This is a genomic window from Exiguobacterium sp. AB2 (assembly GCF_000696055.1).
GTDB lineage: Bacteria > Bacillota > Bacilli > Exiguobacteriales > Exiguobacteriaceae > Exiguobacterium > Exiguobacterium alkaliphilum.
Window position 1 is genome coordinate 42,220 of sequence record NZ_JNAA01000069.1, and the last position, 22,420, is coordinate 64,639.

Below are 22,420 nucleotides of genomic sequence, written 5' to 3' on the forward strand. Positions count from 1 at the left end.
TCATTCCTCTTTTGTCTCTTCCCACGTCTCAAACGCGGCGTTCATCAAGATGCGGGCCATAAGGAGCATCGCCCGTTCGTCGATGTCAAAGCGAGGGTGGTGGTGCGGGAAAATCGCATCGCGCTCGGGGTTACCGGCGCCGGCGAAAAAGAAGCTGCCCGGGACGTGTTGCAAGTAATAGGCGAAATCTTCCCCGACCATGAGCGGGGACATCTCGATGACGCCGGCACTGCCGACCACGTTCACGGCCGAATGACGCACGTGCGTTGTTTCCATCGGGTGATTGATGACGGCAGGGTAGCCTTGAATATAGTTCAACTCGTAATCGGCCCCTGCCCCGGCACATGTCGTGGCGATGATGCGCTCCATGTCTTCCATGATGCGGGTTTGCGTGTCCGGATTAAACGTACGGACGGTTCCAGAGAGGCGGGCTTCGTCTGCGATGACGTTGAACGCCTGTCCCGATTCGAACGTCCCGATGGTCAAGACGGCCGGTTCGAGCGGGTCGACGCGGCGACTCACGATTTGTTGGAGTTGGGTCGCGACGTTGACGCCGACCATGAGCGAATCAATCGTATGGTGCGGGATGGCGCCATGACCGCCTTTGCCTTTAATCGTCAGTTCGAAACGGTCGGCTGCCGCCATAATCGGGCCGGTCTTGATGCCGATCGTCCCGAACGGAAGCGGCGTCCAAATGTGGACGCCGTATATATAGTCGACACCGTCGAGACAACGATCTTCAATCATCGGTTTGGCGCCACCTGGGGCGAGTTCTTCGGCGAACTGGTGAATCAAGACGACATCGCCTGGCAACTCGGCCTCGGCGAGCACTTTGGCGAGCACGAGGAGCGACGCCGTATGCGCGTCATGACCACATGCGTGCATCGCGCCGTTCACTTTGGAGCGATACGGAACGTCTTTCAAGTCTTGAATCGGCAAGGCGTCAAAGTCGGCCCGGAACGCAATCGTCGGTCCGTCCCCACCTTTGATACGCCCAACGACGCCATTGCCACCGACCCCTTCTCGGACGTCAAGGCCGAGGTCGCGTAAATAACGCGCGATGAAACGGGGCGTCTCCTGTTCCTCGAATGAGAGTTCGGGATGTTGATGGAAATGACGGCGTAGCGTCACCATCTCTTCATATAAATCGGTCAGTCTAGCATCAAGCGTTGTGACAAACATCGAGAACACTCCAATCCTACATATAATGGTCGGTCAAATATGCTGCCAAACGGCATGGGCGTCGCCTTTCACAGTTGCACGGCGGTCCCACTCTTCCTTTTTGATAACGATTTGTTGGCATGATTCAGCCTAGACTGTGTCTTTTCCTTATTTTTGTAAAAGATAAGCTTATCGTATACGATGAAAGGGAATTAGAACAGCAGTGAATTTAAGAAACGAGGTGCAGGAATATGTTATGGATTGGATTAGGCGTCATCATCTTGCTGGCCGTCATTTATTTCTCGGCTTATAACGGATTAGTGAAGTATCGAAATTGGGTCGATGAGGCGTGGGCCCAAATCGACGTACAGCTGAGACGTCGCTACGACTTGATTCCGAACTTGGTCGAGACGGTAAAAGGATATGCCAAACATGAAGAAGAGACGCTCGCGAAAGTCGTCGAACTCCGTAATCAAATGGGAGCAAGGTCAACGCGGCAAGAACAGATGGAAATAAACGATCAGTTGAGCGGCGCCCTGAAAAATCTATTCGCGCTTCGCGAGGCATACCCTGACTTGAAAGCGAACGAGAACTTCAAGATGCTCCAAGAAGAGTTGACGCAAACGGAAAACAAAGTCGCGTATTCAAGACAACTCTATAACAATACGGTCATGAAATATAATACAAAAATCGAATCGGTGCCGACGAACGTCATCGCCTCACTCCATCATTTTGAGAAGCGTGACATGCTCGAGGCGCGAGAGGAAGAACGCGAGAACGTTCGCGTCTCGTTCTAATGCGAGGTGCCAGCGATGCTCCTTTATGAACAGATTCGTAAAAACAAAGTGAAGACAGTGTTCATCGTCGCCGGCTTCGTCTTGTTCGTCTTGCTCGTCGGGGCGGCGATTTCGTATATCAATTACGGGGACGCCTTGCAAGGTCTCATTTTCACACCGGTCTTTTCGTTGTTTTATGTCGGTATCGTCATCATGTCGAGCACGGGCATCGTTATGCGGATGAACCATGCGAAAGAAATCACCTCGGTCGAGCAGCATCGCTTCTTATGGCATACGGTCGAGAACATGGCGATGGTCGCCCGGGTGCCGATGCCGCGCGTCTTCATTATCAATGACCCGTCCCCGAACGCGTTCGCGACCGGACTCAATCCGGAGAAGGCGGCCGTAGCGGTCACGACCGGGCTATTGGACCGCTTGACACGTGAAGAAGTCGAGGGGGTCATCGCCCACGAAGTCGCGCACATCAAAAACTATGACGTCCGATTGTCGACGGTCACGCTCGCCCTCGTCTCGGTCATCGCCATTATGAGTGATATCGGGTCACGGATGCTATTCTTTCGAAGTGTCGGCGGACGGCGTGACAACAATCAAAACCCGATTTTCTTAATTGTCGGACTCGTCCTGCTCGTCCTTGCGCCGATTATCGCGACGCTCATCAACTTGGCGATTTCAAGAAATCGTGAATTTTTAGCGGACGCGAGCGGGGCGGAGCTGACGCGTAACCCGGAAGCGCTCGCTTCGGCGCTCGAGAAGATTGCCAACGTCGAGACACCGGTGAAAGAAGCGTCGAGTGCGTCGGCCCCGCTTTATTTCTCCGACCCGTTGAAGAAAAAGATTAGCGGGCTGTTGTCGACACACCCGAATCCGGTCGAACGGATCAACCGGTTGCGCCAAATGTAACGTTTTGCGTTACGCTTGATGCGTCGACTATAGGAAAAGCCACCTCGCTTGAGGTGGCTTTCATCGTTTATCCGGCGCGGTGGCTCCGGAGTTTTTCAATTTCTTCGAGGACGAACTGGACGTTCGTCCCGACGATGACTTGAATGTGGTTCGGGCTGACAACCTTGATTCCAGGGATGCCTGCTTTCTTGATTTGTGCTTGGTCGACCGTGTCCATGTCTTTCACGTCGACACGGAGACGCGTGACACAAGACTCGATGCCTGTGACGTTTTGGTCGCCACCGAGTCCGTCGTAAATCATCACTGCCATGGCCGAGTATTGTCCGCCGGCTGCGACTGGAGCTGTTTTCGTGTCGCCTTCAGGCGCTGTCTCGGTTGCGACGGCATCGACCGCCTCATCCGATTCGCGGCCTGGTGTCGCCAAGTTGAGTTTGACGATCATGAAGCGGAAGATCGTATAGTAGATGGCACCGAAGACGAGACCTTGGACGAGCAACATGTACGGTTGGTTCGCGAGCGGCAACCGTGAGCTGAGCACGAAGTCGACTAGCCCGGCGCTGAACCCGAATCCGGCCGTCCATTGGAACGTCGCTGCGATGAAGAGCGAGACACCTGTCAACACTGCATGCACGAGGTAAAGGACTGGCGCGAGGAACATGAACGAGAACTCGAGCGGTTCTGTGACCCCTGTGAAGAATGAGGCGAACGCTGCGGCGAGAAGGAGTGAAGCCGCTTGTTTTTTCCGTTTCGTTTTCGCTGTGTGATACATCGCGAGTGCTGCTGCCGGGAGACCGAACATCATGATTGGGAAGAAGCCGGCTTGGTAACGTCCCGTAATCCCTTTCTCGCCTTCACCCGACCAGAAGTTTCCGATGTCGTTGATACCGGCCACGTCGAACCAGAACACCGAGTTCAAGGCGTGGTGAAGACCGGTCGGAATCAACAGACGGTTAAAGAAGCCGTAAAGCCCGGCACCGAACGCGCCGAGACGTGAAATCGATTCACCGAATCCGACGAGTCCAGTGTAGACGACCGGCCAAATGAAGTAGAGCGCGACCGAGACGAGAATCATGGAGAACGCCGTCATGATTGGAACGAGACGCTTGCCGCTGAAGAAGGCGAGGGCGTCAGGCAATTTCACGTGGCTGAAGCGGTTATACATTTGAGCGGCGACGATACCCGAGAGAATACCGACGAACGCGTTGGCAATTTTACCGAATGCTGGGTTGACGGCTTCGACGTCGATACCTTGGAACAAGGCGACAGTAGCCGAAGACAAGAGCGTCGTGACCGTGAGGAAGGCGACAAGTCCGCTTAGAGCGGCTGAGCCATCACGGTTTTTCGCCATTCCGAGGGCGACCCCGACTGCGAAGAGAATTGGAATGTTATCGATAATGGCTGCACCGGCTTTGATCAAGAACGCGGCGGCGATGTTTTCAGAACCCCAGCCGACGGGATCAATCCAGTAACCAATCCCCATGAGAATGGCAGCTGCAGGAAGTACGGCAACTGGCAACATGAGGGAACGTCCGAGACGTTGTAAAAAGTTCATCATTGTGAATGTCCTCCTTTTTGATGGTGTTGATCTTGCAGGCGTTGAATGTGGAGCGTGATATAACCAAGCTCTGATTCGGGCAAGACGATGCCGTATAAGTCTTCCATTTCGTTGGCGACGTCAGACGCACATGCATAGGCCGACGAGAACTTCGTTTGAATCATGAGAAGCATATCTTCGTCGATCGTATGGTGATTGTAATGGTTGACCCGATCCATGACGAATCGTAAATGAGTTAATAAGCGTTGATAGGATAAGTCATCTTCTTCTATAGATAGATCGAGTCGTCTCGAAATCGATTGAATCATGTCACGTACGATTGTCGTCTGTTTGACCGTCTTGCGTAAATCACCTCCCTTCACTTTTAGTGTATGGATGTGGAGCGCGATGAAGGCCGCCTCATCTTTCGGCATCTTGACGCCGAGTTTATCCTCGATGAGGTGAAGCGCCCATAGTCCGATCTCGTACTCGTTGCGATATAAAATCTTAATCTCGTTCAACAGTTTGTTCCGGAGCGAGATGCCTTCTTGCTCGCGCTCGATGGCGAACGAGATGTGATCGGTAAGGACGATATGGATGTGTTCGTTGAACGTCGTCTCGAGCCGTTTTTCCGCATGCGAAATGATTTCTTCTGAAATCGTGAAGTGCTCGATTGGAATCCGCGTCAGTAGTTGTTGAAATTTATCGTTCTCCGACATGACGAACAGTTTTTCAACTTTATGCGGATTGACGATATCGTTGCGTGCCTTCTTGAATGCGACGCCCGGTCCGATGGCGATTTTCTCTTCACCCTCATCTGAGACGATGACCGCGTTGTTGTTTAGAATCTTTTTGATTTTTAACATGTGTCCTCCTATCGAGGAGTCATTGTCCCGCTTGAGCGACGACGGTCTTCCCAGGAAGCGATGGGCCGCCTGCATGGAACGAGTAGGGCTGTTCCAAAGCGCCTCCGTTCGTGATGACCATTGGGGTGACCGTGTCTTTTCCGGCTTGTCGGATTTGTTCCAAGTCGGCCGTCAACAGTGGCTGTCCGGTCGTGACCGTGTCACCGACTTTGACGTGGACATCGAACGGGCTTCCCGCAAGCTCGACCGTATCTAGTCCGACATGAATCAAAATTTCAGCGCCGTCATCGGTGCGAATCCCGATTGCATGCTTCGTCGGTGCGACTTGAACGATGGTCCCTTTGGCCGGTGCGACGACTGTCCCGTCAGTCGGCATGATGGCGATTCCGTCGCCCATCATCTTCTCGCTGAACACTGGGTCGCTCACTTCCTCAAGTGGAATGATGTCTCCTTCCATGGGTGCATAAAGTGTCAGTGTATGTCTCTTCATCCACTTATTCAATAACATCTTCGATTCATCCTTTCGTTCGAAAAATGATTGTGAAAAAACAAAACAGGCATGGAGTATAGACGGGTGGCGTGAGCCTTTCGTCTTACCCCATGCCTGATCGAATCAGTCACATGTGATCATTATTCGTTTCGTCACCCTCAACATAGCACGCCCGAATATAGATATCAAGACCTAATTTGAAAGCGTTCTCTAGAAATTTTACTTCTTCGAAAATCTGTTGTATAGTTAGGGCGAAACTGAATGAGAAAGGTGTTGCATGTTAATGAGTGAGGTCGTATCTGCCTAACGAACTGAAAAATGTCGGATGACGCGTATTTTTGTCATGCCTTCATGTTCTGTTACAGATACCGCCCTTCATAAACTGCCAGACACCGGTCTGTCTTTTTGCGTTGGTCGTCATCGGCCGACGCTTTTTGTTTGCGCGGTATCTCCATCATATTTAAGGAGAGATTCCCATGAACGAACAAACATTAGAAAAATTACAATATACTGAACTCATCCAACGCGTCGAACGATACTGCATCAGCGGATTCGGACGGAAGTTGTTATGCAACCAGCGTCCGACGAGCCACCTACAAACGGTGAAAAAACGACTGCAAGAGACGACAGAGGCGCGCGCGATTCTCGACGCGACGTCACACGTCCCATTTATCGGCGTGTCCGCGATGGAACCGCTCATCGGGAAAATCAGCCGCGGGATTCAACTTGAGGCGAGCGAATTAGAAGATGTCGCCGAGTTTTTCCGCGGTGCCCGGAAGTTGAAGCGATTCATGACGGAGCAGGCGTTCTTCGCCCCGCTCTTATCCATGTACGCCGGTGAGATGAGCGAGTGGCGTCAGATTGAGGAAGACATTATCCAGTCGATTCGCGGGGGACGCGTCGTCGACGAGGCCTCGAAAGAATTGAAGCGTGTCCGTAAGCAAATCGAGATTCTCGAAGGACGGATCGAGGAGCGATTGAGTAAGTTTTTGAAGAGTGCGGTGAACCGGGAAGCGATTCAAGACGGTTTCGTGACGAAAAAACAAGACCGATTCACGATTCCGATCAAGGCCTCGTATAAGCATAAAATCGCCGGGACGATCGTCGACACGTCGAGCCGTGGCACGACTGTCTTCATCGAGCCCGAAGCGGTAGCAAAACTGAACGCAGAACTCGTCGTCAAACGGACCGAGGAGGCGGTCGAAATCTACCAAGTGCTCGCCACGCTCACCGGCATGGTGGCCGAGGCGTTACCGACCATCGAGGCGACACTCGACGTCATCGCCCAATACGACATGGTGTTCGCGAAAGGGAAGTATAGCCAAGCCATCGACGGCATCGCCCCGCGCGTGAACGCCATCGGAAAAATCCGTTTGAAACAAGTCCGCCACCCGCTTCTCGAACGAGCGGTCCCCCTCGACTTCTCGCTCGGTGAGACGTATCGCGGTCTCATCATCACTGGACCGAACGCCGGCGGGAAGACGGTCGTCTTGAAGACGATCGGTCTGCTCAGTTTGATGACGATGAGCGGGCTTCATATCCCGGCACATCCGGACACGGACATCTCGACGTTTGACGACGTATTCGTCGATATCGGGGACAACCAGGATATGGGGTCGGCGCTCAGCACGTTCTCGGCCCATATGCATAACGTGGCGAGCATCATGCAGAAGGCAGGGAAGCGATCATTACTATTATTCGATGAAATCGGAAGCGGGACGGAACCGAACGAGGGAGCGGCCCTCGCCATCGCGATTTTAGAAGAGGCATACAAGCGAGGCTGCCTCGTCGTCGCTTCGACCCATTACGGGGAGATCAAAGCGTACTCGGAGATGCACCCGGACTTCATGAATGCAGCGATGCAGTTCGACTCGGACACGCTCGAGCCGAAGTATCGATTGTTGATTGGACAGTCCGGCGACAGTAACGCCTTGTTCATCGCCCGAAAAATGAAACTGCCCGTGAGCATTTTGAAGCAGGCGGAACGCTACATGCATGATAAAACGTATGATCAGTCGCTCGTCGATTCATCACGACTCGCGCAAGAACTCGTCCGACCGGTCATCGAACCGGATGAACGCTTCGAAAAAGGGGATCGGGTCCGCCTGCTCGAGACGAATCAAGTTGGTCTCGTCTATGCGATGGACGAATCGTTACGCCAAGTCACCGTGTATGTCGACGGCGTGTCTAACGATTATCCGCTCCGTCGTGTCCGGCTTGAGGCGAAAGCGATCGATCTTTATCCGGCAGGCTACGACCTCGAGACGCTATTCGTCAACTATCGGGACCGCAAGGAAGCCCATGACTTTGCCCGCGGTTCAAAAAAGGCGCTCCGTCGCGTCGAGAAAGAGATTCGAGCACGGCAACGAGCCGAACGAGGCGAATGAGAGTATTCGGCAAAGCACTCGGGTAAGGAACAAGGACCGGGAGTCGTCTAATCGTTCGGCTGACGGGTAAGTGTCGGAGGTGGATGGAATGTTTTGGTTGAGCTTATTGTTTGCCATCGGGTTTGCCTTGATCCATTATTTCTCGGGAAACTTGATTCATGTGCGTGAGACGCCGCGCAGTCGTTTTTTATCGCTCGCTGGCGGCGTCGCGGTGGCTTATGTCTTCTTGCACCTCTTACCGGAGTTGAATGAATATCAAGAACAGTTGGAAGGTCATTTAGGGGACGGGCTTTTCGCATCGGTTGAGAATCATATTCTCGTCGTCAGCATGATTGGCCTGGCCGCGTTTTACGGTCTCGAGCGACTCGCCACACAGATGAGTCGGCGCGGGAGCGGCAGCGTGTTCTGGATTCATATGGCGCTGTTCGTTTTCTATAACTTCAGCATCGGCTATGTGCTCGCCGAGAGCGCGTTCGATAATGCATGGACGATGACGCTTTACTTCTTTGCGCTAGGGATTCATTTCATCACGGTCGACCAAGGGCTGAGACACCATCACAAAGCGATGTATGATCGGGAAGGACGGCTCTTATTGTCCCTTTCGGTGCTCGCTGGGTGGGGCGTCGGCGCGTTCTCGGCGCTCGATGAATTGACGTTGTCCATCATCGTCGCGTTTTTGGCCGGGGGCATCATCTTGAACGTCATGAAAGAAGAGCTGCCAGAGGAACGGGACAGCAGCTTTCGTGCGTTCGCTGTCGGGCTCATCGGATACGCGTTATTGTTATTGGCCATATGAAAGAGGCTGGGACATAACTAGCCGGTTTTAAAGATTTTTGATAAAAAGAGGGGTCCGGTCACCGATTTTCGGTGGCCGGACCCCTTCTTTGCACTTCCGCTGACGCCATTGGCGATGAACTTTCGTAGGTTCACCGCCATGAGGGCGAAGCCGAGCTCGCCTTTCACACGCTGTTTTCCCCTGACGGAGAAGCGGGTGAAACCCAAATTGGCCTTCAGATATCCAAAAACTGGTTCCACGTCCGTCTTGCGTCGGGCGTAGAGGGCACCGGTTTTCTCATCCGAAAGCAGCGTTCTCGTCATATTCTTTTGTTCTTCCCAGGTCCCGTTCACGCGGACCTGACGGTGTCTCCCTTCCTCGGCTTTCGTGCACTGCGCTCGGAACGGGCAATCGACGCAGCTCTCGCACGCGTAGACACGAAAATCACGGGTGAAGCCGTCACGGTCGGTCCGGTGGGACTCGTGACTGAACGGAAGCTTTCTTCCGTCCGGACACGTGAACGTGTCGGTCTTCTCGTCATATGCCCAGTTCGCGAGGTTGAACGGGTCGTCGCGCCATTTCTTCTTCTGTTCCTTCCGGTACATCGTATGCGGGATCAAAGGTTGGCGCCCGCGGCGCTCGAGGATGTCCGTGTAGTTCTGTTGGCTCCCGTACCCGGCATCGGCGACGATGTAGGCGGGCAGGTCGAAGAAGGTTTCAATCTCGTCGAGGAACGGGATCAACGTTTTCGTGTCGGTCGGGTTCGGATAGACGTCATAGGCGAGCGTGTACTGACCTTCGGTTGCGATTTGGACGTTGTAGCCAGGTTTCAGTTGACCGTTCTTCATGTGATCCTCTTTCATACGCATGAACGTCGCATCACGATCGGTCTTCGAATAGCTGTTGCGTGTGCCGAAGGTGGCCATGTGTTCCTCATATCGACGTTTCCGGGTCGCGAAGTCGGAGGCCCGTTTGCGGAGGTGGCGTGGCTTCTTGCGTTCCGCACGCAATCGTTTCCGTTCCTCAACGTCCGTCGTCGACCTGATTTCCTCGTTGATGGACTCGATCGTTTCCTCGAGTCGCGCTGCGATGTGTTCCAGCTCTTGGACCGTGAGCGCGTCCGGGCTCTCCCGTTCGATTTCAGGGATGACCTGGTCGGCCATCAGCTCGTCGTACATCTGGTTCGACTTCTCGACGAGCGCGGCGTGGTGTTTTTCGACCGCCCTGCGCCAGACGAAGGTGTAGCGGTTGGCGTTCGCCTCGATTTTCGTGCCGTCGATGAAGATCGCCTCCTCATCGATCGCACCGGTCTCGACGAGATGGCACCGGAAGGCGACGAAAGCTTCTTTCAGGATCGGGGACACGGCCGGATGGACGCGGAAACGGTTGATCGTCCGATAACTCGGCTCGTGGCCCTGGGCGAGCCACATCATCCGCAAGCTGTCCTTGAGAAGACCCTCGATCTTTCGACCCGAGAACGCGGACTGTGTGTAGGCGCAGAGGACGATTTTCATCATCATGCGTGGATGATAGGCCGGGCATCCCGTCGTTCGCCAGAACGGTTCGAAGGCCTCGTCCGGGATCTGTTCGACGAGGTCATGGACGGCGAAGGCGATATCGTTTTCCTGAAGCCGGACTTCTAAATCTAGGGGCAAAACCAATTGGTTCATGGTATACTCTTTGTACATAGGGGCACCTCCAAAGTTATGGTTTGGTCACTTTAACTTTATCAGAGGTCGCCCCTATCTGTTTAGTCCCAAATGCGTGCATGAACCCATAAAATTGACAAGAGGCCCCCGTGAGCGAACAAGTCGCTCACGGGGGCCTCTTTCTTATGAATCTACTGGGTTATGTCCCAGCCTCTTTTGCTTACAGTGAATTGGTGCTCTGATTGTCGACGTTATCATCAGCTGCAGGTGTGTCCTCATCTTGGTTCGGGCCACCGAATTGACCACCGTGATGAGGGCCATGCCCACCTCCGTGACGTCCACCGCCAAAGCCGCGCATGTCGCCTAAGTCGTCGTAACTCGTGACGTCAGCAAAACGTTCTTCATGGTCGGCAAGAATCGCGTCGGCCTCATCTTGCGTCAAGTCACCGGATTCGACGGCTGCGTCAAGTTTCGCTTCATGAGAAGTGATAATCGCCTCGATGAACTGTTCGATGGTGATCCCTGTTTCTTCCGCGAGTTCAGGAAGCGATTGTCCTTCTTCGCGCGCTGCTTCCACATCAGCTTCGGTCAACCCGAGCGCCTCGAGCAAAGCGGCCTGACCGGCTGCCCGGTCACCGAACATACCCCGCTCACCGCGTTCTCCGCGTTCGCATTGGGTCGTCGTTTCCGTTCCGTCGGTCGTTGTCGTATCGTTCGTGGCGGCATAGACGCCGGTTCCTGAGACGGCCAGTAGGCCGGCCAAGGCGATGGCTAATTTAGATGAATTCATATTAATCTCCTCCTTTACTACTTCAAGTGTAGGGCAGGGACGTTCAAAAGTTGTGAGGGAGTTGCAAGGTTTCTGCAAATTGTCTTTGGGAAATGATGGGTTCGTTTCAGGATGCGATATAATAAGAGTGGAGGCGATAAAGATGAACGTACTCGTAGTCGAAGATGAACCGAAACTAGCGGACGGGCTCGCCCGCTTTTTAACGTACGCAGGGTTTCATGTCACTGTGGCCGGCACGCTCGCCGAGGCGAAGCGACAGCTCGAGCAACCGTTCGATGCGGTCCTGCTCGATGTTCGTCTGCCGGACGGGGAAGGGTGGACCCTCATTCCGAAACTGAAGACGCTCAATCCGCGACCGGCCATCATCTTGGCGACGGCACGAGGAGAGGCGGATGACCGTGTGTTCGGCCTCGAGCTCGGGGCTGACGATTATTTGGTCAAACCGATCGTGTTAAAAGAACTCGAGATTCGCCTGAAGCGTCTCGTCAAACAGACGGACGAGATTTCGTTCGGCGACATGACGGTGGACGCACGTTCACGCACGGTGACCGACGCCGGGCAAGCGATTCGGATGACCAATAAAGAATATGAGTTGTTACTTTTCTTTTTGAAGCATAGCGGAGAAGCGCTCGATCGCAACCGTCTACTCGACGAGGTGTGGGATTACACGTTCGCCGGGGATACGCGGACGGTCGATACGCACGTCAAACAGTTGCGCGACAAATCACCGACGATGAAGCGGCAACTGAAGACGGTGCACCGTGTCGGGTATCGCTTGGAGGAAGTCCGATGAACCGTTTGATGAAGAAACTGCTCTGGACGGCAATCCTTCCGCTCGTCGTCATGGCGTTGCTCACGTTCGGCCTGACGTCGCTATTGATTGGGCGTTTCGCTGAGACGGAGAGCTATGATCAATTAGCGCGTGAGGCAGATATCGTCTACGAGGCTCTCGTGGATGGACGCGGCATCCCCGGACAGCTTGATGTCCTCGTGTTTCAGGACGGGGAGGTGGTCAATCTTGAGCGAGGAGGCAGGATGCGTCGGCAGATGACGCCGATGATTGACCCGGACGCATTGTCCGAACGGGACGAGGTCAGCGTGAACGGGATGCGGCTATTGACGTTCCTGCGGGAAGAAGGCGATGTTCAAATCGTGACGTATGCACCTGTCCCGCTGTCGAATCCTCAGTTTCGCCAAATTTACGTCATTCTCGGCAGCGGCTTTTTACTCGCGCTCCTTGTCGCCGTCGGTGTCACATATTGGATGGGGCGGCGTTTGACATCCCCACTTATCGAGCTGAAACAGGCAACCGCGTCCATCATGTCGGGTCGGCATGATTTCACATTGCCACCGGTCACCGATGACGAGATTGGTGATTTGACGGAAGCCGTCCGTCAAATGAACACGTCGCTCGAAGAGAAAGAGCGACTACAAAACACGTTCATCTCCGGAATCACACACGACGTCCGCACCCCGCTCGCCATCGTTCGAAACGAGGCGGAGATGCTCGAGCTCGGTGTCGTCAAACAAGAAGATGTGGCCGCGACGGGACGCAGTATGACCGAGGAGGTCGATCGCATCGACCGGCTCGTGACCCAGATGCTCGAGTACTCGAAATTGTCGGCAGGCAAGCTGGCGCTCACGATTGAGTCCGTCCACATGAATGAATTGATTGAAGCGACCGTCGCCAGGATGGAGGAATGGTTCCGGCACAAGCAAGTGACGGTCACACTTGAACTCGTCGAGGATGCGGTCGTTCAGGCGGACCGGTTGGCGATGGAGCGCATCCTGTCGAACTTTCTTCAGAACGCATATCATGCGAGTCCGATTGGCGGTGTGATTACAATCAGGCTCACTGAGCGACGGCTTGAAATCGAGGATGACGGACCGGGCATCACAGAATCGATGCGCGCCAACATCTGGGACATGTACGTGAAAGGCGACCGTTCGAACGGGCACGGCCTTGGTCTGGCTATCAATAAGCTGTTGCTGGAGGCGCAAGGACTGTCGTACGGGATTGAGTCGAGAGAGGGGGCGCTGTTTTGGATCATGTGGGACTAAACTTATTTTTGCGCGGCGTGCGCTTGGAACGGGATCGCATCGAACAACCCGATTATCCGTTCTCGCTACCGATTTTTGATAGGTTTGATGAACTGACGCTCACGAAGCCGGTCACGTTTCTCGTCGGGGAGAACGGGAGCGGAAAATCGACACTGATTGAAGGAATGGCCGTCGCCGCCGGGTTCAATCCGGAAGGTGGGGCGACGACGTTCCGATTCGAAACCGATTCGACACATAGTTCGTTGTTTGAAGCGCTACGGCCAATCCGTGGCGCTTACCGGCCAAAAGACGGATTTTTCCTTCGTGCCGAGACGGCGTATCAACTGTCGAGTTATGTGGATGAGATTGCCCGGACGTCTCCCGATCCGGAACGGTTCTATTCGTCCTACGGCGGTCGGTCGCTCCATGAGCAGTCACATGGCGAGGCGTTTCTGTCGCTCATGCTCCACCGTTTCCGGGGTAAGGGGCTTTATATATTGGACGAGCCTGAGGCCGCTTTGTCCCCGATGCGACAGTTGACGATGCTCGCTCGGATGCATGAACTCGTGCAGTCGGGGAGCCAGTTCATCATCGCGACCCATTCGCCGATTCTTATGTCGTATCCTGACGCCGATATTCTCCAAGTCGAAACGGGACTCGAACCGACGTCGTTCGATGAACTCGAGCACGTTCGGGTCATGCGTGACTTTTTGGCGGCCCCGGAACGGATGCAACGCATCTTGTTCGAGTGAAAACGGTCACTGTGTAAGCGTTTTATTTTTATGTTGACGTCAAGATATCAACGGAGTATGCTAAGGACGAGAAGAAGAAAATCCACTTTGGGATTGTTACTGGTCATGCAGGCAAAACCTAAATTGATGCCGTCCATCCAACTTTAGGGGACCGGCGTGAATTTAGGTTTTTTTCTTTTCAATCGACCCTGAGCGGAGGTGACAAGATTCCATGCACATTTCAAAAGTGTTCAACAACAACGTCGTGGCCATTCAAGCGAACGGTCAAGAACAAGTCGTCATGGGACGAGGGATTGCGTTCCAAAAACGACCTGGTGACGCGATCGATCAAGCGCGAATCGAAAAGATCTTTACGCTCGAGAGTAAAGAGAGCCATGAACGGTTCGTCCATTTTTTTAAATGAGATGCCGGGTGAGGAGATGGAGACGGTGAAGCAAATCGTCAAACTCGCCGAAACAAGGCTCGAAAAGACGGTGCACGACTCGCTCTATGTGACGCTCGCCGACCATATTCATTTCGCCCTCAGTCGTTATCGCGATGGAATCGTCATCCGAAACCCGCTCGTTTGGGAAGTGAAACGGTTTTATGGACCTGAATTTTCAATCGGGAAAGAAGCGGTCGCGCTCATCAACGAGCGGCACGACGTCGTCCTCGATGAAGATGAGGCCGTCGCCATCGCCCTTCATCTCGTCAATGCGACGATGTCTGGCGCGAAGGGTGAGAACTTACACCTTGTCACCGAGATGACGAAAGCGACCCAAGCGATCCTGACAATCATCACGTACCATTTTCAAATCGACTTGGATGAAGAGTCGCACGCCTACTCCCGGTTCTTGACCCATCTCAAATACTTCGTCCAACGGCTCGCCTCGAAAGAGCCGGTGAAGACCGGAGGCGATGAGACGCTGTTTGAGATGGTGAAGCTGCGCTATCCTGACGCCTATGAATGCGTCGAGAAAATCGCGGGACTGATCGCCTCGAAGTACAACTATGCGGTGTCGACCGATGAACGGCTCTATATGATGATCCACATCGAAAATTTAATGAAAGAAAGACGATCCTAAGGATGGTTACTGATGATGCAGGCCAAACCTAAATGACGCTACGCGATGTAGACGTACATTTAGGTTTTTCTTTTTACCTCAAACTGAAGGAGTGAGCAAGATGAGCCAATACAAGGCCCTCGCCGACGACATCATTCGTCACGTCGGTGGGAAAGACAACGTCAAAAGCGTGTTCCACTGTGCGACACGGTTGCGTTTCAAATTGAAAGATGAAAAAAAGGCCGATCCGGAGACGCTGAAACAACACGATGGCGTCATCACGGTCGTCCAAAGCGGCGGCCAGTTCCAAGTCGTCATCGGCAACAATGTACCGTACGTCTATCAGGACGTCGTCGCAGCCGGAGGTTTTCAAACGTCATCGAATGAGGAAGAAGAGAAGACGGGCGTGTTCAATCGCTTGATCGATGTGATTGCCGGTATCTTCACCCCGATTCTCGGCCCGATGGCCGGGAGCGGGTTGTTGAAAGGATTGCTTGCCATTCTCGTCGCCCTCGGTCTCCTCACGCAAGACATGGGGACGTACATCGTCTTGAACGCAGCGGCCGATGCCCTCTTCTACTTCCTGCCGGTCATCCTCGGACACTCGGCCGCGAAGAAGTTCGGTGGGAACCCGTATATCGGGATGATTATCGGGGGGGCGCTCGTCTATCCGGCCATCGTCGCGATGCAAGGTGCTGGCGAGACGCTCACGTTCCTCAATTTACCGGTCGTGTTGATGAGTTATGCGTCTTCTGTCATTCCAATCATCTTGGCGACGTACGTCTCGTCAAAAGTGGAGACGTTCTTCAACAAGCGGACGCATGAGGCGGTCCGGAACTTCACGACCCCGATGATGGCGCTCCTCATCGTCGTACCACTCACGTTCCTCGCCATCGGTCCGGTCGCGACGTATGCGAGCCAAGGGCTTGCGAACGGGTACTCGTTCCTTTACGGATTAAGCCCGATCGTCGCCATCGCCTTCATCGGCGCGTTTTGGCAAGTGCTCGTCATGTTCGGTCTGCACTGGGGGCTCGTGCCGATCATCATCAACAACTTGGCCGTCGTCGGGATGGATACGATCGTCGTCGGTGTGCTCATGGCGACGTTCGGTCAAGTCGGGGCGACGCTCGCCATCACGTTGAAAGCGCGCGACCCGAAAACGAAAGGGCTCGGAACATCCTCTTCCATCGCGGGTGTGTTCGGCATCACAGAGCCAGCGATTTACGGTTTGACCCTTCCCCGGAAAAAGCCGTTCGTCTTCGGGATGATTGGCGGGGCGGCCGGTGGTGTCGTCGGTGGGATGCTCGGTACGGCAGCGTACGCGATGGGTGGACTCGGTGTGTTCAGCGTCCCGGTCATGATTCCGGCGACCGGTCTCGACATGACGTTTTATGGGGCACTCATCGGCATGGTCGTCGCGACGGTCGTCTCGTTCGGTTTGACGTTCGTGTTGCATAGAGAAGTGGCACCGACAGAAACGACGCGCGTCGAACCGGCACCGGTCTTGGCCGATCACGTCGGTACACCGGTCTCCTCACCGGTCAAAGGAGAAGTCGTCGCACTCGACACGGTACGGGATGAAGTGTTCTCGAGCGGGGCGATGGGCAAAGGCATCGCCATCATGCCAAGTGAAGGCGTAGTCTACGCACCGTTTGACGGAGAAGTCGTCACGATTTTCCAGTCGAAACATGCGATTGGCTTACGCTCGGACAGCGGCGTGGAAGTGCTCATCCACGTCGGCCTCGACACCGTTCAGCTCGAAGGGCAACATTTCGAGTCACACGTCGAGAACGGGCAACGTGTCAAGGAAGGGGACGTGCTCGTCACGTTCGATTTAGAGGCGATTGCAAAAGCCGGTTATGACACGATTACGCCGGTCATCGTCACGAACACAGGAAATTATTTAGACGTCTTACCGACACATATCGGGGTCGTCGAACCAAATCATGACGTCTTACGCGTCTTAGCTTAAAAGGAGGAAATGGACATGAAACAAGTAGCGAAGAACTTTTTATGGGGCGGTGCCACAGCGGCCAACCAATTTGAAGGTGGATATCAAGAGGGCGGGAAAGGGCTTTCCATCGCGGACGTCATGCCAGGTGGGAAAGACCGGATGCGAATCATTCACGATCCGTCGTTCGATTTTGCTCTCCACGAAGACTATACGTATCCGAACCATGAAGGCATCGACTTCTATCACCGTTATAAAGAGGATATCGCCTTGTTCAAGGAGATGGGGTTTAAGACGTTCCGGATGTCAATCGCCTGGTCACGCATTTTCCCGAACGGGGATGAAGTGGAGCCGAACGAGGAAGGACTCCAGTTTTATGACCGCGTCATCGATGAACTCGTCGCACAAGGGATCGAACCGCTCGTCACGATCTCACATTACGAGATGCCCCTCCACTTGGCGACAGCATACGGTGGTTGGCGTGACCGTCGCCTCGTGACGTTCTTCGAGCGTTACAGCCGCGTCCTGTTCGAGCGTTATCAAGGCAAGGTCAAATATTGGCTCACGTTCAACGAAATCAACGGCGCCCAGTTCATGCCGATGCTCAGCCTAGGGATGGCGATCCGTGAAGGGGACGACCAGTTGCAGTTGACGTACCAAGGACTTCACCATCAGCTCGTGGCGAGCGCACTCGCGACGAAGGCGGCCCGCGAGATTGATCCCGCTGCGCAAGTCGGCTGCATGCTCATCGCGGCGCCGGTCTATCCGTACAGCTCGAATCCGGAAGACGTCTGGTACGCGCATGACGCCGAACGGATGATGAACTTCTTCTGTGGCGACGTGCACGTGCGCGGTGAATATCCGTCGTTCGCGAAACGCTTCTTCCGTGAGAACGGGATTGAGCTCGTCATCGAAGACGGGGACCTCGATATTTTAAAAGCGAACACGGTCGACTTCTTCTCGCTCAGCTACTATATGTCACGAACGGAGAAGGCGGAGAAGACGGAAGACGAGGCAGCCGGGAACATCATGAGCGGCGTGAAAAATCCGTATCTTCAAGCGAGCGACTGGGGTTGGGAAATCGATCCGATGGGACTTCGCGTCATCTTGAACAAACTGTATGAGCGCTATGAGCTCCCGCTCTTCATCGTCGAGAACGGTCTCGGGGCGTATGACAACGTCGAAGCGGACGGTTCGGTCCATGACGATTATCGCATCGAGTACTTGCGTGACCATTTGAAGGCGATGGTCGAGGCGATTGAGGACGGGGTCGACGTCATCGGCTACACGAGCTGGGGCTGTATCGATCTCGTCAGTGCATCGACGGGTGAATATAGCAAACGATACGGGTTCATCTATGTCGACAAGCACGACGACGGGTCAGGGACGCTCGAGCGTTCACGGAAAGATTCGTTCTTCTGGTATCAAGACGTCATCCAGACGAACGGAGCAAGCCTGTTCGAAGATGAGACGGTTAAATAAAAAGGAGCGGCCGCGGCCGCTCCTTTGTTATGACTTGGTAATTTTACGCAGGACGATGATGGCGAGGCTGATTCCAAACGCAATCAGCATATACGTGGCGATTTCAGTCCAGATGCCCATCAAGCCTCCTCCTCGACAAACAAGGCGAGTTCGCCTTGCGGCATGGCGACGAGCAAGTACTCATCTCCCCCGAGCGGGCGGGCGTCCCCTGCCTGCCAGCTCTCGAACTGTTTATGGAAACCGTTGACGAATAACGTGCGGCCAGACTCGAACGTCAACTCGAGATGTGGATATTCGTCGCCTAGACGGACGTGACGGACCCGTTCGCGCCGCAATTCGATGAGACGTTGCAGTTGTAGCGCCTCATCGAATAGGGTGTCCGCGGTATGGACGTGCCAAGGCCCCTCGATGGAGAGCCAAGCCTCATGGTCGTCCCCACGCTTGAAGTAAAGCAGGTGGTGGTTCGGTCCAGACCCGAAGTCGATCCCAACGAACGACGTCGTGCTGAAGAGATGCGTTAAAATTGTCGAAGCTTCACTATTTGTAGTACGGGTCACGCTTCCACCTCGCTTTTATTTTTTAGTTAGGTATCTCTATCATTTCACGGTAACGCACTAAAGTATACGAAAACATTATGTAAAATGGGGACAAGCAATAGATTGGAAAATCTTTCAAATAACTTAAAAGTTTGGTCAGTGATTGGGCAAACGATGTCCCACCTCTCCCGATTCATTCTATAATGGAGGAAGAGAACAATTTGGAGAAATGAGGGGACAAGATGGTATACGGGATATGGCTTGGCGGTATCGTCTTCATCACGATCGTCATCAACGTACTGCGTCTGTTGACGACCCCGTTGTTGAATCGCTGGTTGCTCGTTGGGGCGAGCGGTCTCATCGTCATTTGGCATGGCGTCTTGTTTGATTTTTATGACTTTCATTGGTCGGTACTTCTCCTCATCGTGACAGGTCTCGTTTGTTTTGAATGGAGAGGCATGTTTGCGGCCATCGTCACGAGCTGGCTTCTCGTCTATAGCCAATCGGGGATGCTGTCGTTCCCCCTCTTGTTCAGTTATTTTTTCTTCGGTCTAGGGGCGGCCCTCTTATTCGGGTACATCAAGCAGCTGAAACGGGAGCGGTCGGAGCGGCTACATATGCTGACCGGGAGCTCCCGGCAGTTGAACGTGTTCCGAGAAGTCAGTTTCACGATGCAAGATACGCTTGATTTGGACCGGTTGTTGCAGACGATTTTGACGTCGGTGACGGCGGGGCATGGTCTCGGGTTCAACCGCTCCATCATCTTTTTTGCTGACCCTGAGAAAGACAGCATTTATGGGGTCATGGGGACGGGACCGATGAGCCCTGAGGAAGGGTTTCAGATTTGGGAAGAGATCACGCGCCAACATTTCGACCTTCAAAGCCTGATTGACGAGAAGGAAACGGGCACGAGCCATGACGAACAGTTGAACGAACGGATTCGTAAGATGCGCATCCCGTTCGACGGCGAGCACGTGTTCAGACAGACGCTCGAAACAGGGCGACCGATTCATGTGTATGCGAGCATCACGGACGACCCGGTGCTCCGGATGTTGCACGCGGAGCTACAGATGGATGAGTGTACGATTTTTCCGCTTCACCATCAAGGCATTCCATACGGACTGCTCGTGATCGATAACGTCGTCAATAAGAAGCCGATTACGCCGCAAAAGATTGACGGCGTCCGGCCCATCGCCGAACAGGCGTCGCTCGCCTTGCATCAGACGACGCTCTATCAACGAATCGAGACGCTCGCCTTGCGCGACGGCCTGACCCGTTTGAAAAACCATCGCTCGTTCGAACAAGACTTGGACGTATTGTTCCGTGAATGTGCGGACGAGGAGCTATCGTTAATCGTCATGGACATCGATCACTTTAAACAGTACAACGATACGAACGGACACTTAGCGGGCAACGAATTGTTGACACGCCTCGCGAGCGTGATTCGCCGTAGCGTGCCGGATGAACAGATGGCGTACCGGTTCGGCGGCGAAGAGTTCGTCGTCCTGTTACCGAAGTTTGATGAAGTCGAGGCGACGAACGTGGCGGAAACGATTCGGGCGGCGGTGCTGAAGACGTCGTTCACGTACGGGGAAGCACAGCCCGGTGGTCGGTTGACGCTCAGCTTCGGGGTCGCCTCGAAGCATACGCTCCGTCACCAGACGAGCGAGCAGTTGATTGAATGCGCCGACCAAGCGCTCTATGCGGCCAAGTCACGTGGGAAAAATCAAGTGTGCCGCTGGGAAGGAGTGCCGCTATGAATGAGTTCAGTGTCATGGTCATGGCGGTCGTCTTCGTCGGGACGTTGTTGTTCACGAGCCGACCTTGCTATCGTTTGATTTTACGCTCGATTGCGAAACGGGAAGCGGCCCGTCTCAACGTCTCCTTACAGGACGTCTCGTTCTCGTTCGACCAAATGGTGTATTTCATCGCCTTGCCGACGACGATTCCGACGGCACGCGACGCCTCGATTGACGAATTGGTCATCGAACCTTATTACGAGTCGTACTTTTTTCCGGAAGTGAATGGTGTCCAAGTGTCGATTCGGACGGGGCATGAAACGATTCCCGTTGCGTATTTGCCTCTCCACGACTTTAGCTTGCCGCTGTTGGATCGGTATTTGGAGACACGGATTATCGATGAACGAACGAATCGAATCATTCGGGCCCATATGATCCTTCATGAACGGACGGCGCAAGCGATTCGTGAGGAAGTGTACCAACAGCTTCATGAGGACCGGGCTGCACAATGAAAAGGGTTTTGCTCACAGTGCGTGAGCGAAACCCTTTTAGACGTTCAACATATGAAACCGAGCCGCGCCGATCAAGTTCGCCTCGTTAAAGTGCGCGCACGTCTCGACGTCGATTCGGAACGTCCCAAACGCGTCACACAATGTATCGAGGTGTCGCTTGATCCCGTCGCGAACTTCCGGGCGACGGCTGATGCCGCCTCCAATCAAGATGCGTTCCGGGTCGAGGCTGAATTGGATATTGTATAGGCCAATCGCGTTCCAACGATAGAAACGCTCCAACTCTTCTTGAATGGCAGCGTCGGTTTGGAGCGCAAAGATGTCTTGTCCAGACAGCGGTCGCCCGAGACGGTCGCTGCAGCGTTGGACGAGGGCGGCGGTGGCCCCGATCTTGCTCCACGTCCCGTCCGGATGAGGGAGCGACGGGTCGAGAATCCAGTAGCCGAACTCGCCTCCGTGGAAGTGGGACCCAATCATGACGGCCTGCTTGTCGACGAACGCGCCACCGACGCCTGTGCCAATCACGACTGTCGCATAACGTTCGATCGAGGCGGCGGCTCCGGTCCATCCTTCGGCGAGGGCGGCCGCGTTGGCGTCATTCAAGACGGTGACCGGTAACACGTAGCGCTCCCGAAGGGCGTCGAGGAATGGACGGTCATGGATGTATTGTACTGCGCTGATCCCATGGATGACACCGGCTGTAGAGTCGACCGCGCCGGGCGCGCTAATCGCGAGTCCGTCGATGGCTTGTGTCATCTTGATCTCGCTGAAGATGGCGTCAAGTTGCTCGAGGAATGCGTCCCACGTCGCTGGGGTCGGGACATGGTCGCTCGCGTGAAGGGTGCCGTCCGCGTGGACGATCCCGTATTTGATGCTCGTACCACCAATGTCGATGGCTAAATAGTGTTGCATGGCTTTCTACTCCTTTACATGGGGTGACAAGCGTTATTATGCCATATTTTCAGAGGATGGTATGATAGATAAAGAAAAATACATAGAATCTCAAGATATGGGGAGGA

General features: G+C 54.2%; 21 protein-coding genes. 13 read left to right on the forward strand and 8 right to left on the reverse strand.

Annotated elements, in window-relative coordinates:
- Complete coding sequence (locus tag DI14_RS09715; RefSeq protein ID WP_034808014.1) at window positions 1-1,182, reverse strand: amidohydrolase; 1,182 nt, start codon at window positions 1,180-1,182, stop codon at window positions 1-3.
- Window positions 1,183-1,412: 230 nt separating this feature from the next.
- On the opposite strand from DI14_RS09715, the gene DI14_RS09720 reads away from it, so the two are divergent.
- Both DI14_RS09720 and htpX read left to right on the forward strand, forming a co-directional pair.
- Complete coding sequence (locus DI14_RS09720) at window positions 1,413-1,958, forward strand: LemA family protein (protein ID WP_034808016.1); 546 nt, start codon at window positions 1,413-1,415, stop codon at window positions 1,956-1,958.
- A gap of 15 nt (window positions 1,959-1,973) precedes the next feature.
- Window positions 1,974-2,858 (forward strand): zinc metalloprotease HtpX, encoded by an 885-nt coding sequence (gene htpX / locus DI14_RS09725; protein WP_034808019.1) that lies wholly within the window; start codon window positions 1,974-1,976, stop codon window positions 2,856-2,858.
- 67 nt (window positions 2,859-2,925) lie between these two features.
- On the opposite strand, the gene nagE is transcribed toward htpX, so the two are convergent.
- Genes nagE through DI14_RS09740 form a run of 3 tightly spaced genes read right to left on the reverse strand, consistent with a single transcriptional unit; the run spans window position 2,926 to window position 5,766 of the window.
- Window positions 2,926-4,413 carry an N-acetylglucosamine-specific PTS transporter subunit IIBC gene (nagE, locus tag DI14_RS09730; protein WP_034808021.1) on the reverse strand — a complete coding sequence of 496 codons (1,488 nt, stop codon included), beginning with the start codon at window positions 4,411-4,413 and terminating at the stop codon, window positions 2,926-2,928.
- A complete protein-coding gene (locus DI14_RS09735; RefSeq protein ID WP_034808023.1) occupies window positions 4,410-5,258 on the reverse strand; it encodes a PRD domain-containing protein in 849 nt (282 codons plus the stop codon). Before DI14_RS09735 ends, nagE begins: the two co-directional genes overlap by 4 nt.
- Before the next feature lie 19 nt (window positions 5,259-5,277).
- Window positions 5,278-5,766: a PTS glucose transporter subunit IIA gene (locus tag DI14_RS09740; RefSeq protein ID WP_051622671.1), complete on the reverse strand. Its 489-nt coding sequence runs from the start codon at window positions 5,764-5,766 to the stop codon at window positions 5,278-5,280.
- Window positions 5,767-6,224: 458 nt separating this feature from the next.
- Between DI14_RS09740 and DI14_RS09745 the strand changes: the two genes are divergently transcribed.
- Window positions 6,225-8,135, forward strand: a complete 1,911-nt coding sequence (locus DI14_RS09745; RefSeq protein WP_034808025.1) for an endonuclease MutS2 — start codon at window positions 6,225-6,227, stop codon at window positions 8,133-8,135.
- Window positions 8,136-8,223: 88 nt separating this feature from the next.
- Window positions 8,224-8,931: a hypothetical protein gene (locus tag DI14_RS09750; RefSeq protein WP_034808028.1), complete on the forward strand. Its 708-nt coding sequence runs from the start codon at window positions 8,224-8,226 to the stop codon at window positions 8,929-8,931.
- Window positions 8,932-8,948: 17 nt separating this feature from the next.
- On the opposite strand, the gene DI14_RS09755 is transcribed toward DI14_RS09750, so the two are convergent.
- Together DI14_RS09755 and DI14_RS09760 are read right to left on the reverse strand one after the other, a co-directional pair.
- A complete protein-coding gene (locus DI14_RS09755; RefSeq protein ID WP_051622672.1) occupies window positions 8,949-10,598 on the reverse strand; it encodes an IS1182 family transposase in 1,650 nt (549 codons plus the stop codon).
- A 181-nt stretch (window positions 10,599-10,779) separates the two neighbouring features.
- Window positions 10,780-11,349, reverse strand: a complete 570-nt coding sequence (locus DI14_RS09760) for a hypothetical protein (RefSeq protein WP_034808030.1) — start codon at window positions 11,347-11,349, stop codon at window positions 10,780-10,782.
- Window positions 11,350-11,491: 142 nt separating this feature from the next.
- Between DI14_RS09760 and DI14_RS09765 the strand changes: the two genes are divergently transcribed.
- The 7 genes from DI14_RS09765 to DI14_RS09790 all read left to right on the forward strand — a co-directional run bounded on the left by DI14_RS09765 (window position 11,492) and on the right by DI14_RS09790 (window position 18,617).
- Window positions 11,492-12,142, forward strand: coding sequence for a response regulator transcription factor (locus DI14_RS09765; RefSeq protein ID WP_034808032.1), 651 nt, complete (start codon window positions 11,492-11,494; stop codon window positions 12,140-12,142).
- Window positions 12,139-13,410, forward strand: coding sequence for a HAMP domain-containing sensor histidine kinase (locus DI14_RS09770; RefSeq protein WP_034808035.1), 1,272 nt, complete (start codon window positions 12,139-12,141; stop codon window positions 13,408-13,410). The genes DI14_RS09765 and DI14_RS09770 overlap by 4 nt, the downstream gene beginning before the upstream one ends.
- A complete protein-coding gene (locus tag DI14_RS09775; protein WP_200871114.1) occupies window positions 13,401-14,141 on the forward strand; it encodes an AAA family ATPase in 741 nt (246 codons plus the stop codon). The genes DI14_RS09770 and DI14_RS09775 overlap by 10 nt, the downstream gene beginning before the upstream one ends.
- A gap of 211 nt (window positions 14,142-14,352) precedes the next feature.
- Window positions 14,353-14,544, forward strand: a complete 192-nt coding sequence (locus DI14_RS15060) for a CAT RNA binding domain-containing protein (RefSeq protein WP_051622673.1) — start codon at window positions 14,353-14,355, stop codon at window positions 14,542-14,544.
- A 25-nt stretch (window positions 14,545-14,569) separates the two neighbouring features.
- Window positions 14,570-15,205 carry a PRD domain-containing protein gene (locus tag DI14_RS09780; RefSeq protein WP_160165648.1) on the forward strand — a complete coding sequence of 212 codons (636 nt, stop codon included), beginning with the start codon at window positions 14,570-14,572 and terminating at the stop codon, window positions 15,203-15,205.
- Between the two features lie 100 nt (window positions 15,206-15,305).
- Entirely contained in the window at window positions 15,306-17,156 is a 1,851-nt protein-coding gene (locus DI14_RS09785) for a beta-glucoside-specific PTS transporter subunit IIABC (protein WP_034808039.1), read from the forward strand.
- Window positions 17,157-17,165: 9 nt separating this feature from the next.
- The gene (locus DI14_RS09790; protein ID WP_034808041.1) at window positions 17,166-18,617 is read left to right on the forward strand and encodes a glycoside hydrolase family 1 protein; all 1,452 of its coding nucleotides are present in this window, start codon (window positions 17,166-17,168) and stop codon (window positions 18,615-18,617) included.
- A gap of 119 nt (window positions 18,618-18,736) precedes the next feature.
- On the opposite strand, the gene DI14_RS15065 is transcribed toward DI14_RS09790, so the two are convergent.
- A complete protein-coding gene (locus DI14_RS15065) occupies window positions 18,737-19,174 on the reverse strand; it encodes a hypothetical protein (protein ID WP_051622675.1) in 438 nt (145 codons plus the stop codon).
- Between the two features lie 221 nt (window positions 19,175-19,395).
- Between DI14_RS15065 and DI14_RS15070 the strand changes: the two genes are divergently transcribed.
- Entirely contained in the window at window positions 19,396-20,913 is a 1,518-nt protein-coding gene (locus DI14_RS15070; protein ID WP_051622676.1) for a sensor domain-containing diguanylate cyclase, read from the forward strand.
- Window positions 20,910-21,404: a hypothetical protein gene (locus DI14_RS09805; RefSeq protein WP_034808044.1), complete on the forward strand. Its 495-nt coding sequence runs from the start codon at window positions 20,910-20,912 to the stop codon at window positions 21,402-21,404. Before DI14_RS15070 ends, DI14_RS09805 begins: the two co-directional genes overlap by 4 nt.
- Window positions 21,405-21,440: 36 nt before the next feature.
- On the opposite strand, the gene DI14_RS09810 is transcribed toward DI14_RS09805, so the two are convergent.
- The gene (locus tag DI14_RS09810) at window positions 21,441-22,313 is read right to left on the reverse strand and encodes an ROK family protein (RefSeq protein ID WP_034808045.1); all 873 of its coding nucleotides are present in this window, start codon (window positions 22,311-22,313) and stop codon (window positions 21,441-21,443) included.
- Window positions 22,314-22,420 lie beyond the last annotated feature (107 nt).